The organism is Pseudokineococcus marinus (assembly GCF_013004605.1).
GTDB classification, from domain to species: domain Bacteria; phylum Actinomycetota; class Actinomycetes; order Actinomycetales; family Quadrisphaeraceae; genus Pseudokineococcus; species Pseudokineococcus marinus.
In genome coordinates this window covers 1-12,014 of record NZ_JABEMA010000080.1, presented here as the reverse complement: position 1 = coordinate 12,014, position 12,014 = coordinate 1, and the positions used below count along the sequence as shown (strand labels likewise).

12 protein-coding genes are annotated in these 12,014 nt (G+C 76.5%); 7 read left to right on the top strand and 5 right to left on the bottom strand.

Features of this window, described 5'->3' with window-relative positions; translation table 11 throughout:
* The first annotated feature begins 195 nt into the window (after nucleotides 1-195).
* The 5 genes from HLB09_RS07385 to pstB all read left to right on the top strand — a co-directional run bounded on the left by HLB09_RS07385 (nucleotide 196) and on the right by pstB (nucleotide 5,596).
* Complete coding sequence (locus HLB09_RS07385; RefSeq protein ID WP_212770703.1) at nucleotides 196-1,227, top strand: NUDIX hydrolase; 1,032 nt, start codon at nucleotides 196-198, stop codon at nucleotides 1,225-1,227.
* 256 nt (nucleotides 1,228-1,483) lie between these two features.
* The gene (gene pstS / locus HLB09_RS07380; protein ID WP_171202749.1) at nucleotides 1,484-2,629 is read left to right on the top strand and encodes a phosphate ABC transporter substrate-binding protein PstS; all 1,146 of its coding nucleotides are present in this window, start codon (nucleotides 1,484-1,486) and stop codon (nucleotides 2,627-2,629) included.
* A gap of 14 nt (nucleotides 2,630-2,643) precedes the next feature.
* Nucleotides 2,644-3,579, top strand: a complete 936-nt coding sequence (gene pstC / locus HLB09_RS07375; RefSeq protein WP_171202748.1) for a phosphate ABC transporter permease subunit PstC — start codon at nucleotides 2,644-2,646, stop codon at nucleotides 3,577-3,579.
* Complete coding sequence (pstA, locus tag HLB09_RS07370) at nucleotides 3,579-4,721, top strand: phosphate ABC transporter permease PstA (protein ID WP_171202747.1); 1,143 nt, start codon at nucleotides 3,579-3,581, stop codon at nucleotides 4,719-4,721. Before pstC ends, pstA begins: the two co-directional genes overlap by 1 nt.
* 95 nt (nucleotides 4,722-4,816) lie before the next feature.
* Nucleotides 4,817-5,596 (top strand): phosphate ABC transporter ATP-binding protein PstB, encoded by a 780-nt coding sequence (pstB, locus tag HLB09_RS07365; RefSeq protein WP_171202746.1) that lies wholly within the window; start codon nucleotides 4,817-4,819, stop codon nucleotides 5,594-5,596.
* 145 nt (nucleotides 5,597-5,741) lie between these two features.
* Here the strand turns inward: pstB and HLB09_RS19885 are convergent, their stop codons facing one another.
* The 3 genes from HLB09_RS19885 to HLB09_RS07350 all read right to left on the bottom strand — a co-directional run bounded on the left by HLB09_RS19885 (nucleotide 5,742) and on the right by HLB09_RS07350 (nucleotide 7,739).
* A complete protein-coding gene (locus HLB09_RS19885) occupies nucleotides 5,742-6,752 on the bottom strand; it encodes an inorganic phosphate transporter (RefSeq protein ID WP_171202745.1) in 1,011 nt (336 codons plus the stop codon).
* Nucleotides 6,753-6,756: 4 nt separating this feature from the next.
* The gene (locus tag HLB09_RS07355) at nucleotides 6,757-7,374 is read right to left on the bottom strand and encodes a DUF47 domain-containing protein (protein WP_171202744.1); all 618 of its coding nucleotides are present in this window, start codon (nucleotides 7,372-7,374) and stop codon (nucleotides 6,757-6,759) included.
* Between the two features lie 101 nt (nucleotides 7,375-7,475).
* Nucleotides 7,476-7,739, bottom strand: a complete 264-nt coding sequence (locus tag HLB09_RS07350) for a hypothetical protein (protein ID WP_171202743.1) — start codon at nucleotides 7,737-7,739, stop codon at nucleotides 7,476-7,478.
* 258 nt (nucleotides 7,740-7,997) lie between these two features.
* Between HLB09_RS07350 and HLB09_RS07345 the strand changes: the two genes are divergently transcribed.
* Both HLB09_RS07345 and HLB09_RS07340 read left to right on the top strand, forming a co-directional pair.
* Nucleotides 7,998-8,708, top strand: a complete 711-nt coding sequence (locus tag HLB09_RS07345) for a CDP-alcohol phosphatidyltransferase family protein (RefSeq protein WP_212770702.1) — start codon at nucleotides 7,998-8,000, stop codon at nucleotides 8,706-8,708.
* A complete protein-coding gene (locus HLB09_RS07340; RefSeq protein ID WP_171202742.1) occupies nucleotides 8,701-9,258 on the top strand; it encodes a hypothetical protein in 558 nt (185 codons plus the stop codon). The genes HLB09_RS07345 and HLB09_RS07340 overlap by 8 nt, the downstream gene beginning before the upstream one ends.
* Here HLB09_RS07340 and HLB09_RS19880 read toward each other — a convergent pair.
* Both HLB09_RS19880 and HLB09_RS07330 read right to left on the bottom strand, forming a co-directional pair.
* Nucleotides 9,223-10,887 (bottom strand): sensor histidine kinase, encoded by a 1,665-nt coding sequence (locus HLB09_RS19880; RefSeq protein WP_171202741.1) that lies wholly within the window; start codon nucleotides 10,885-10,887, stop codon nucleotides 9,223-9,225. The two genes, HLB09_RS07340 and HLB09_RS19880, sit on opposite strands and share 36 nt — an antisense overlap.
* A gap of 16 nt (nucleotides 10,888-10,903) precedes the next feature.
* A complete protein-coding gene (locus HLB09_RS07330) occupies nucleotides 10,904-11,665 on the bottom strand; it encodes a response regulator transcription factor (RefSeq protein ID WP_281359287.1) in 762 nt (253 codons plus the stop codon).
* Nucleotides 11,666-12,014: the final 349 nt, after the last annotated feature.

The window sequence follows — 12,014 nt, the reverse complement described above, 5'->3', positions numbered from 1 at the left end:
CCCGCCCCCCGGCCGCCGACCCCCCTCGGGGCCACGGGCTCGCCGCGCCCGCCCTCGGCCCCGGCGGGATCCGGTCCGCCGGGGTGGCAGCATCGGCGGATGGACCCCGCGCCCCGACCCCGCCCGGGACCCGACCGAGGACGAGCCCCCCTCGCGGCGGTGCCCCCGCCCGCCCCGCGGACGACTCCGCCGCCCGTGGCGAAGAGCGCTGCGCCGCAGCCCCACCCGCTGCGGAGCAGCACCGAGGACGCGGCCTCCGCCGAGCCCGACGGGCCCCTGGCCGGTCGCACGGACCCGGTGCGCGCCGCCGGCGCCCTCGTGTGGCGGGTCCGCTCGGGGCGCCTGCAGGTCGCGCTCGTGCACCGGCCGGCCTACGACGACTGGTCCTTCCCCAAGGGCAAGCTCGACCCGGGCGAGTCCGCCGTGGGCGCGGCCGTCCGCGAGGTGGCCGAGGAGACCGGGCTGCGCGTGGTGCTCGGGCAGCCGCTGCCCGCGGCGCGGTACGTCCTCGGCGGCAGCGGCGACCGCGTCGTCAAGCACGTGGCGTACTGGGCCGCACCGGCTCCCGCGGGAGGCCTGCCGCGACCGCCGCGGCCCCGGGAGGTCGACCGGACCGAGTGGGTGGACGTCGACGAGGCGCACCGCCGGCTCACCCGCCGGGGCGACCAGGTGCAGCTGCGCGCGCTCGCGGCGCTGCACGAGGACGGCTGCCTCGACACGTGGGCGCTCGTCGTCGTGCGCCACGGGCACGCCCGCCCCACCACCGTGTGGGCCCACGACGAGGCCGACCGCCCCCTCGTGGCCTCCGGCCGGCGCGAGGCGAAGCAGCTCGTGCCGCTGCTCGCCGCCCGCGGTCCGGCGCGCGTCGTCTCGAGCCCGTGGGAGCGGTGCCTGCAGACCGTGCGGCCCTTCGTGGAGGACTCGGGGGTCGGCCTGCGCACCAAGGGCCGGCTCACGGAGTCGGCGCACCGCCGCGACCCCGACAAGGTGGCGCGCTACGTGGGCCACCTCGTCGACAAGGGCCGGCCCGTCGTCGTCTGCACGCACCGCCCCGTCCTCGGCACCCTGCTCGGCGCCCTCGCCGGGCGCGCGGCGGCCGGCAGCGGGGCGGGCGCCGCCATCCCCGCCACGGACCCCTTCCTGGCCCCCGGGGAGGCGCTGGTGGCGCACGTCTCGCGGCGGTCGGGGCGCGTCGTCGCCGTCGAGCGGCACGCCCCGCAGCCGTAGCGCGCGGCCCTTCCCGCTCGGCCCGCCCCGTGGGAGGCTCGGCCACCCCGCGCTTCCGGTCGCGCAGAGTGCCGACGAGCGCGGAGCGTGGCCGATCGGCGGCATCCCGCGGACCCGGCCACGCGCCGTTCACCCCTGGTTCACCGTCGCCCAGGGGTCCTGACACCTGCCCTCCCTACCGTCCGGGACGTCGGCGGGGAGTCCCCCGCCGCCCGACGGCCCACCCGGCCGCCCTTCGACGAGAGGCCCTTCCCTGATGCGCAGCTCCACCACGCGCGCGGCGCGCGCCGCCCTCGCGACCACCTCGGCCGCGGCCCTCGCGCTCACCCTCGCCGCCTGCGGCGCCAGCAACGAGACGGGCAGCGGCTCCGGCGGCGGCTCGACCGGCGGCAGCACCTCCGGCGGCGAGATGGCCGGCGGGGACATGGCGAGCACCATCAACGGCGCGGGCGCGAGCACCCAGCAGGCCGCCTTCCAGGCCTGGTCGGTGAACTTCCAGCAGGAGTCGGGCACGACGGTCAACTACGACCCGGTCGGCTCCGGCTCGGGCCGCGAGCAGTTCCTCTCCGGCGGCGTCGACTTCGCCGGCTCGGACGCCTACATGGACGACGAGGAGCTCGCCCAGGCCGACGAGCGCTGTACCGACGGCGCCATCGACCTGCCGGTGTACGTCTCGCCGATCGCCATCGCCTACAACCTCCCGGGCGTCGAGGACCTCCAGCTGTCGCCCGACGTGCTGGCCGGGATCATGGCGCAGCAGATCACCACCTGGGACGACCCGGCGATCGCCGACCTCAACCCGGACGCCGAGCTGCCGAGCCAGCCGATCACCCCCGTCAACCGCTCGGACGACTCCGGCACCACGGAGAACTTCACCGAGTACCTCGACGCCGCGGCGCCCGACGCCTGGACCTTCGGCGTCGTCGAGACGTGGCCGGTCCCCGGCGGCGAGGCCGCCCAGGGCACCTCGGGCGTCGTCCAGGCCATCTCCAACGGCGAGGGCAGCATCGGCTACGCCGACGCGAGCCAGGTCGAGGCGAGCGGCCTGTCCTCCGCCCTCGTCCAGGTCGGCGAGGAGTACGTCGGCCCGACCCCCGAGGCCGCGGCCGCCATCCTCGACAACTCCACGCGCGTCGAGGGCCGCCCCGAGGGCGACATCGCCATCGACCTGGACCGGACGACGGCGGAGGCGGGCACCTACCCGATCGTCCTCGTCAGCTACCAGATCGCCTGCAAGGGCTACGAGGACCCGGCCGTCGGCGAGGCCGTCGCCGCCTTCATCGAGTACGTCGCCTCCGAGGAGGGCCAGCAGGCCGCGGCCGAGCAGGCCGGCAGCGCCCCGATCTCCGAGACGCTGCGCTCCGACATCATGAGCTCGCTCGAGCTCGTCACCGGCAGCTGAGAGGCACCCCCCAGGTGACCACCACCACTCCCGCCCTCACGGGCAGCCGCCGCCGACCCGGGGACAAGGTCTTCTCCGGGTCGGCGGCGGCGAGCGCCGTCCTCATCCTGGTCATCCTCGCCGGCGTCGGCCTCTTCCTGCTCGCCGAGGCCTACCCCGCGCTCGTCGCTCCCGCGGACGAGATCGAGGGCGGCGAGGGGCTGGTGGTCTACCTCTGGCCCATCCTCTTCGGCACGATCATCACGGCGGTCATCGCGATGCTCCTCGCGGTGCCCGTCGCCGTGGGCATCGCGCTCTTCATCTCGCACTACGCGCCCCGCCGGCTGTCCCAGGCGCTGGGGTACGTCGTCGACCTGCTGGCGGCGATCCCGAGCATCGTCTACGGCTTCTGGGGCTTCCAGGTCTTCGCGCTGGCCCTCGTCCCGCTGTACCAGTGGCTGGCCGAGAACGTCGGCTGGATCCCCCTCTTCGCGGGACCGGCCAGCTCCACGGGACGCACGATCCTCACCGCCTCGCTCGTGCTCGCGGTCATGATCCTGCCGATCATCTCGGCGCTCTCGCGCGAGGTCTTCCTCCAGACCCCCCGCCTGCACGAGGAGGCCGCCCTGGCGCTCGGCGCCACGCGGTGGGAGATGATCAAGTACGCCGTCATCCCCTACGGCCGCTCGGGCGTCATCAGCGCCTCGATGCTCGGCCTCGGCCGGGCCCTCGGCGAGACCATGGCCGTCACGCTGGTCCTCTCGGCGTCGACGAGCGCGATCACCTTCAACCTGATCGGCACGGCGAACCCGCCGACGATCGCCGCGGAGATCGCGCTCAACTTCCCCGAGGCCACAGGCCTGCGGCTGTCGACGCTCATCGCGGCCGGCCTCGTGCTCTTCGTCCTGACGTTCGCGGTGAACTTCGCCGCCCGCGCCCTCGTCACCCGCCAGAAGGGCGGTTCGACCTGATGAGCTCCCCGCACGACACGGGCACCCGGACCGAGGACCGGGCCGGCGACGGGCGCACGAGCCCGGAGGACCCGGACGCCGCGGTCCTGACGCGCCACCAGCCGCCGTCCCTCGCCGCGTCGATGCACGCCTCCCTGCCGCGCTGGGCCGGCGCGGCCGCGGCGGCCCTCGGCGTCCTCGTCGCGGCCGCGCTCGTGGCGGTCACCGACGTCCACGTGGCGCTCGCCGTCGTCGTCGGGGCCGTGGTGGGCGTCGCGGCCTTCGTCGTCGCCTCCCGCGTCGTCGAGGGCGAGCGCGCGGCGACGGACCGCTTCGTCACCGCGCTCGTGACCATCGCCTTCGTCGTGGCGCTGCTCCCGCTCGTGTCGGTGGTGTGGACGACCGTCAGCCGCGGCCTGGCCCGCTTCGACGGCGCCTTCTTCACGCAGTCGATGTACAACGTCATCGGCGAGGGCGGCGGCGCCTACCACGCGATCATGGGCACGCTCATCATCACGGGCGTCGCCACCCTGATCTCCGTGCCGATCGGGACGCTGACGGCGATCTACCTCGTCGAGTACGGGGGCGACAACCGGCTGTCCAAGGTCATCACCTTCCTCGTCGACGTCATGACGGGCATCCCGTCCATCGTCGCGGGGCTCTTCTCCCTGGCGCTCTTCACGCTGCTCTTCGGCCCGGGCCTGCGGATCGGGATCATGGGCTCGGTCGCCCTGTCCGTGCTGATGATCCCCATCGTCGTCCGGGCCGTCGAGGAGATGCTCCGCATCGTCCCGGCGCGCCTGCGGGAGTCCAGCTACGCGCTCGGCGTCCCGAAGTGGCTGACCATCGTCAAGGTCGTCCTGCCCACCGCCGCCTCCGGCATCGCCAGCGGCGTCGTCATCGCCATCGCCCGCGTCATGGGCGAGACGGCCCCGCTGCTCGTCACCGTGGGCCTCACCGCGTCGACGAACTTCAACCCCTTCGAGGGCCGGATGGCCGTGCTCCCCGTCTTCGCGTACTACCAGATCATCACGCCGGGCATCCCGCCGCAGGCCTTCATCGACCGGGCCTGGACGAGCGCGCTCCTGCTCATCCTCTTCGTGATGGTCCTCAACGTCGGCGCACGCGTCCTCGCCAGGGCCCTGGCGCCCAAGACCCGCTGAGAGGCAGCATGAGCATCTTCACGAGGCCCGCCCGCACCGAGCAGCGCGACGCCGTTGGCCGCGACCGGCCCGCCCCCCGATCCGCAGGAGCAGTCATGAGCCGCCAGATCGACGTCTCCGACCTCGACATCTACTACGGCTCCTTCCTCGCGGTCGAGAAGGTCACGATGGAGATCAAGCCGCGGAGCATCACGGCCCTCATCGGCCCCTCCGGCTGCGGCAAGTCGACCTTCCTGCGCTCGCTCAACCGCATGCACGAGGTCATCCCCGGCGCCCGCGTCGAGGGCAAGGTCGTCCTCGACGGCCAGGACCTCTACGGGCCCGGCGTCGACCCGGTGGCCGTCCGCCGCTCGGTCGGCATGGTGTTCCAGAACCCCAACCCGTTCCCGACGATGTCGATCTACGACAACGTCCTCGCGGGCATGCGCCTCAACAACAAGCGCCTCAAGCGCTCGGAGGCCGACGCGGTCGTCGAGCACTCGCTGCGGGGCGCGAACCTCTGGAAGGAGGTCCAGGACCGCCTGGACCGCCCCGGCGCCGGCCTGTCCGGCGGCCAGCAGCAGCGCCTGTGCATCGCCCGCGCCATCGCGGTGCAGCCCCAGGTGCTCCTCATGGACGAGCCCTGCTCCGCGCTCGACCCCATCTCGACCCTCGCGATCGAGGACCTCATGGGGGAGCTGAAGAAGGAGTACACGATCGTCATCGTGACCCACAACATGCAGCAGGCCTCGCGGGTCTCCGACCGCACCGGCTTCTTCAACATCGAGGGCACCGGCAAGCCCGGCAAGCTCGTCGAGATGGACGCCACCGACACGATCTTCTCCAACCCGTCGGTCAAGGCGACCGAGGACTACGTGAGCGGCCGCTTCGGCTGAGCCGACCTCCCGCCCCACCCCGAGCACCCGAGCAGGGCCCGACGCCTCGCGCGTCGGGCCCTGCTCGCGTCCGGGGCCCTCCACGGACCCACGTCCGGGTGCACGTCCGGGTGCTCGTCCGGGTGCACGTCCGGGCGGGGGGCCGTCAGCCGCGGGACAGGAGCAGCAGCGCCTCGTGCGCGAGCCACGCCAGGGCGCCCGCCGCCGGCACGGTGGCCACCCAGGCGGCGGCGACGCGGCCCAGCACGCGCCAGCGCACCCGCCGCGCACCGGGCACCGCCCCCGCGCCCACCACGGCGGAGGTGATGGACAGCGACGTCGACACCGGCGCCCGCAGCACCACGGCGGCGGCGTGGAGCAGCAGCGCCGTCGTCGCCTGGGCGGCGAGCGCGGCCGTCGGCGACAGGGGCACGAGGCGCTCCCCCACCGTCCGGACGATCCGCCGCCCGCCCACGAGCACGCCCGCGGCCAGGGCGAGCGCCACGACGACGACCGTCCAGGCGGGCCGCCCGCCGGGGGCGTCGGCGGGGACGCCGACGCCGGACGCCACGAGGCCGGTGACGACGACGGCGGCCGTCCGCTGGGCGTCGAGGACGCCCGAGCCCACCGCCGTCGCCGCGGCCGCCACGACCTGCGCCGTCCGCAGGCGGCGGTGCGCGCGCGCCGGCATGACCCCGCGCAGCAGCCACAGCAGCGCCAGCACGAGCGCCGCCGCGACGAGCGCGCCCGCCACGACGACGCCGAGGCCGGGCAGGACGACGCCGTCGAGGAGCGCGCCCCAGCGCACGGCGCCGTCCGGCGCGGCGAGCGCGGCGCCCGCCAGCCCGCCGAAGAGCGCCTGGGTCGTCGAGGTCGGCATGCCCCAGCGCCAGGTGAGGAGGTTCCAGGCCACCGCCCCGAGGAGGGTGGCGAGCACGAGGCGCAGGCCGTCGTCGCCCGTCGGCACGACGGCGGCGTCGGGGACGCCGACGACGAGGAACCAGCTGCCGAGCAGCCCGCCCACCAGGACGAAGGAGGCGGCCACGCCGAGCGCCACCCGCGGCGGCAGGGCGCGGGTGGCCACGGACGTGGCGACGACGCCCGCCGCGCTGTGGACGCCGTTCGTCACGGCGAAGGCGAGCGCGGCCGCGACGACGGCGACGAGGAGGACGACCACCGGCTCAGGGGTCCACGAGGGCGATGACCTCGACCACGTGCGCGAGCCGCTCGAACGCGCCGGCGGAGCGCTGGAGCGCGTCGGCCACGTCGCGCAGGCGCAGCGCCCGGCGCAGGTCGCCGTCGTCGAGGAGCTCCGAGCGCAGGCGCAGCAGGAGGGCGCACGCGCGGTTCTCGAGGCGGTTGACCTCGACCCAGTACTCCGCGAGGCGGTCCGCGGCGTCGACGTCCGCCATCGCCCGCCGGGTCAGCTCCGCGAGGCGCACGAGCAGCGGGGCCACGTCGAGGAAGGCCGGCGGCAGGGGCGCCGGGCCCTGGGCGGCGACGAGCTGCCCGGCCAGCGCCATCTCGTCGAGGCAGGTGTCGAGGGCCTGCGCCAGCGCGTGCACGTCACGGCGGGCGAAGGGCGGGGAGAAGGTCGAGGTGAGGCGCCGGGAGACCAGGTGCACCTGGTCGTCGGCGGCCCGCTCGGCCTCCTGGAGCGCCTCGAGGGCCCGGTCGCGCTCCGGGGGCGCCGACGCCAGCACCTCGGCGAGGCGCTCGGCTCCGCGCTGGACGTGCTCGGCGAGGCCGACGAAGAGGGCGGTGAAGTCGGGCTCGCGCGGGAGGAGGCGCAGTCGCACGTGACACCCCTCCCCGGTCCGAGCCGGACGGACGCCCGACGAGCGGGCGTCAGGCTAGGGCACCGGGCGGGGGGCTCCGACGCCCCGCTCACCCGGTCCGGTCACCCGCTCCGGTCGTCGGCCTCCGCCGTCCGCGAGCCACCGCGGCGCACCGACGGGACGCCGAGCGCCGCGTCGATCTCGGCGTCGGTGAGGGAGCCGTCCTTCTCGGAGGCGGCGACGACGACGGCGCCGTAGAGCTCGATCTCGTCGGCCAGGGCCGCGTCGCCCAGGCTGCCGGTCCCCGGGGTCGGGTCGGGGGCGCCCGACCGCGCGGACCGACCCACCGCCGCCCGCACCTGCGCCGGTGCCCGGTGCTGCTCCACGTGCCTCTCCCGCTCTCCCCCGTGCCGCCTCGGTGCCGGGTGCGACGTCGGACGACGTCGCACCCTGGGGCCGGCGGGTCCCCCCGGTCCGCCGGGCGCGCGCCGCCCCGGTGGACCGGGACGTCGAGCGCTGGCGGAACCGTACGCCGCAGCGGCTGGCGCCGTGGCCGTCTCGGCGCACCTCACCCCGCTCGACGCCCACCCGCCTCGACGGCGCCACTACTCACTGCGTACCTGTACGTGGTGTAGACAGTCCCCGTGCCCGTCGCCGACGTCCCCGCCGCCCGGCCGGGCCGTCGGCCGGGCCCCGTCGGGGGCGCGGGCGAGGTGCGCAGGTGCGGCGTCCGCGGGTGCTCGTGCGCCGACCCGCGCCTGCTGGCCTCCGCCCCGAACGCCGTCACGCTCGCCCGCACGGCCCTGTCGCTCGGCCTCGTCGCGGCCGCCGCCGCCGAGCGCTCCTGGCCGCTGCTGCTCGCCGCCTACCTCGCCTACTGGGTGGGCGACGTGGCCGACGGCGCGCTCGCCCGCCACCTGCGGCAGGAGACGCGCCTCGGCGCCGTCCTCGACGTCGTCTGCGACCGCCTGAACTGCACCAGCTGCGCGCTCACCCTGCTGCTCTTCGTGCCCGCCCCCGCGCCCGTGACGGTGTTCCTCGTCCAGTTCGTCCTCGTCGACCTCGTGCTGTCCCTGCTGCCGCTGCGCTGGCCGGTGCTGTCGCCCAACTACTTCGGCCTCGTCGACCCCCTCGTCCACGCCGCCAACTGGCACCCCCTCGCCAAGGCCGCCAACACCGGGCTGCTCGTCGTCCTGCTCGTGGCCGTCCCCGACCACCGCGTCGCCCTCGCCGCCGCCGCCGTCGTCCTCGTGGCCAAGGCGGCCTCCCTCGTCCGCGTCCTGCGCCTGCCCCGCCCCAGCAGCGCCCACGTCGTCCCCGTCGACGTCGACCCCGCCCGCGCCTCCCGTGCCTGACACCGGCGTCCTCGCCCTCGTCGCCACCGGCCTCGCCGTCGGCGCCGTCTCCGCCGTCTCCCCCGTCCTGCCCGTCGAGGCCTACGTCGCCGCCGTCGCCCTCGCCCGACCGACCCCCACCGCCCTGGCCGTCGCCGTCGCAGCCGGCCTCGGCCAGACCCTCGGCAAGACCGCCCTGCTCGCCGCCACCCGCAGCGCCGGGCGCTCGCGATGGACCCGCCGCCTGCGCGAGCACGCCCGCCGACGCGCCACGGCCGCCGGAGCACCCGGTGCACCGAGCGCCGCGACGACGCACCGGGCCCGTCTGCGGGCGCGCGCCGCCCGGCTCAGCCGCGCCGCCCTGCACCACCTCGGCGGCCGCGCCGGCCCCCTCGTCGTCCTGCTCGGCGCCGCCCTCGGCGTCCCACCGCTCCTGCTCGTCACCGTCGTCGCCGGCGCCTCGCCCATGACCTACCGCGCCTTCGTGCCCGCATGCCTCCTCGGGCGCAGCGTCCGCTTCTGCGCCCTGGCCCTCCTACCGGGCCTGACGACCGGTCGGGCGACCGGCTGAGCGGCCGGCGGGCCCGGGGACCCCGGCGCCCGCCTGCTCGGCGAGCGGCGACCACCGCGGCAGGACCACCCGGAAGGCGGTGCGCCCCGGCGCGGAGTCGACGTCGACCGTCCCGCCGTGCTCCGTCACGACGGCGCGGGCGATGGCGAGGCCCAGGCCGGTGCTGCCCGCGGCGCGCGAGCGGGAGGTGTCCGCGCGGGCGAAGCGCTCGAAGACCTCCGGGAGGACGGCGGGGTCGACGCCCGGGCCGTCGTCCTCGACGACGACCTCGACCCCGTCGGGGCGCGCACGCACCCGTGCGGTGACGGTGGTGCCCGGCGGGGTGTGCGTGCGCGCGTTGGCGAGCAGGGCGGCGAGCACCTGCTGCAGCCGGGCGGCGTCGCCGCTGACGGCCAGGGAGCCGGCTGCACCGTCGCGCCCGTCCTCGCCGCGGGTCCCGCCCTCGTCGTCGGCCCCGTCCTCGTCGTCGGCCCCGTCCTCGTCGTCGGCCCCGTCCCCGTCGTCGGGCTCCGGCAGGTCCAGCCGCCAGCGGTGGCCGGGGGAGGTGACGCGCGCGTCGCTCACGGCGTCGACGACGAGCATCGGCAGCTCGACGACCTCGCGCTCGAGGGGGCGACCGGCGTCGAGGCGCGCCAGGAGCAGGAGGTCCTCGACGAGCCCGGACATGCGGGTCGCCTGGCTCTCCACGCGCTCGAGGGCGTGGGCCACCTCGGGGGGCAGGTCGGCCTCGTGGCGGCGGGCCAGCTCGGCGTACCCGCGGACGGAGGCCAGCGGCGTCCGCAGCTCGTGGCTGGCGTCGGCCACGAACTGGCGGACCTGCGTCTCGCTGCGGTGCCGGGCCGAGAGCGCGGCGGCGACGTGCACGAGCAGCCGGTCCAGGGCGGCGCCGACCTGGCCCACCTCGGTGCGCGGGTCGGTGTCGCGCTCCGGCACGCGCACCGCGAGGTCGACCTCGCCGCGGTCCAGCGGCAGGCCGGACACGCGGGTCGCCGTGGCCGCGACGCGCCGCAGCGGCGCCAGCCCGCGGGCGAGGACGGCGCGGCTCGCGAGGACGGCGACCACGATGCCGAGGGCGGCCAGCAGCAGCGCCGCCACGGCGAGCTGGCCGACCACCGTCGTCGTCTCGGCCAGCGGCTGGCCCACGACGACGCCGCCGTCGCCCGCGCTCGCGGCGACCACCCGGTAGTCCCCGCGGCCCGGCACGTCCACGGTGGACGGCTGCGGGCCCGCCCGCCCCAGCGCGGCCGCCTGCTCGTCGGTCCAGACGTCCAGCCGCGGGACGCCGCCGGTGCCCGCGAGGGACGCCGCCCGCACCGCGCCGTCCTCGACCCGGGCGCCGACCGAGCCGACGGGCAGGCCGACGAGCAGGAAGCCGAGCCCCTCCCCCGCACCCTCGACGGCGGGGCCGCCCTGCGACGGCCCACCGGGCGGTCCCCCGGGTCCGCCGGGGCGCGCGCCCAGCACTCCGGCGGACTGCGCGGCCTGGCGGACCACCTGGGCGTCCACCCGGTCGACGAGGACGTGGTGGACGACGAGCAGCGTGAGCCCGCCCGTCGCGACCAGGACGCCGGCGAGGACGGCGCCGACGCCGGCCAGCAGCCGGGCGCGCAGCGAGCGGGTGCGGCGCACCGAGCGGCCCGCCGCCTCAGGCCCCGGCCGGGGCGGGCGGGTCCGCCGCCGCGGGCTTGAGCACGTAGCCCGCGCCGCGCAGGGTGTGGATCATCGGCGCCCGGCCGGCGTCGATCTTGCGCCGCAGGTAGGAGACGTACAGCTCGACCACGTTGGCCTGGCCGCCGAAGTCGTAGCGCCACACGCGGTCGAGGATCTGCGCCTTGGACAGCACCCGGCGCGGGTTGCGCATGAGGTAGCGCAGCAGCTCGAACTCCGTCGCCGTGAGGCGCACCTCGGCGCCGGCGCGGGTGACCTCGTGGCTGTCCTCGTCGAGCACGAGGTCCCCCACGACGAGCACCCCGTCCGAGGCGGAGGCGTGCGCCGCCGTCCGGCGCAGCAGCCCTCGCAGCCGCGCCACCAGCTCCTCGAGGCTGAACGGCTTGGTGACGTAGTCGTCGCCCCCCGCCGTCAGCCCCGCGACGCGGTCCTCGACGGCGTCCTTCGCGGTGAGGAAGAGCACCGGCACGTCGTCACCCGCGTCCGCCCGCAGGCGGCGGAGCACCTCGAGGCCGTCGAGGTCGGGGAGCATGACGTCGAGCACGACGGCGTCGGGGCACCAGCTCCGCGCCTCGCGCAGCGCCTGCGCGCCGTCGGCCGCCGTCCGCACCTGCCACCCCTCGTACTTCAGCGCCATCGCCAGGAGCTCGGTGAGGTTCTGCTCGTCGTCGACGACGAGGACGCGCAGCGGGCTGCCGTCGAGGCGCTGCATCGGCCGGTGGGCGGGGGCGGTGGTCATGGGGCGAGCGTGCTCCTCCGGGCTCGCCCGCAGCCGGGTGCCGCCTGTGAGGCTCCTGTGCGTGCCGCCCGTGCGGACGGGCGCCGAGTCCGACGTCGGGGCTCGAGTCCGACCTCCCGCCGGGGCAGGACGGCACCAGGCCACCGCGACGTCGGACTCGGCGTGCGACGTCGGACTCGGCGTGTCCCCTCGGCCGGGACGCAGGGCTGTGGACCGGTGCGGACCACCCTTCTGCTGGGCCAGCACCTCCAGGACGGAGTGCCGCTGACCCGCCTGGCTGAGCACGCTGGCATCCCGGAGCGCACGCTGCGCCGGTGGGCAACGACCTACCGGGCCGACGGGACCGTCG

Bases quoted from the DNA above. Each gene is read 5' to 3' on its own strand.
- pstA (WP_171202747.1), top strand. From the start codon at position 3,579: ATGAGCTCCCCGCACGACACGGGCACCCGGACCGAGGACCGGGCCGGC.
- HLB09_RS07330 (WP_281359287.1), bottom strand. From the start codon at position 11,665: ATGACCACCGCCCCCGCCCACCGGCCGATGCAGCGCCTCGACGGCAGC.
- pstS (WP_171202749.1), top strand. From the start codon at position 1,484: ATGCGCAGCTCCACCACGCGCGCGGCGCGCGCCGCCCTCGCGACCACC.
- pstB (WP_171202746.1), top strand. From the start codon at position 4,817: ATGAGCCGCCAGATCGACGTCTCCGACCTCGACATCTACTACGGCTCC.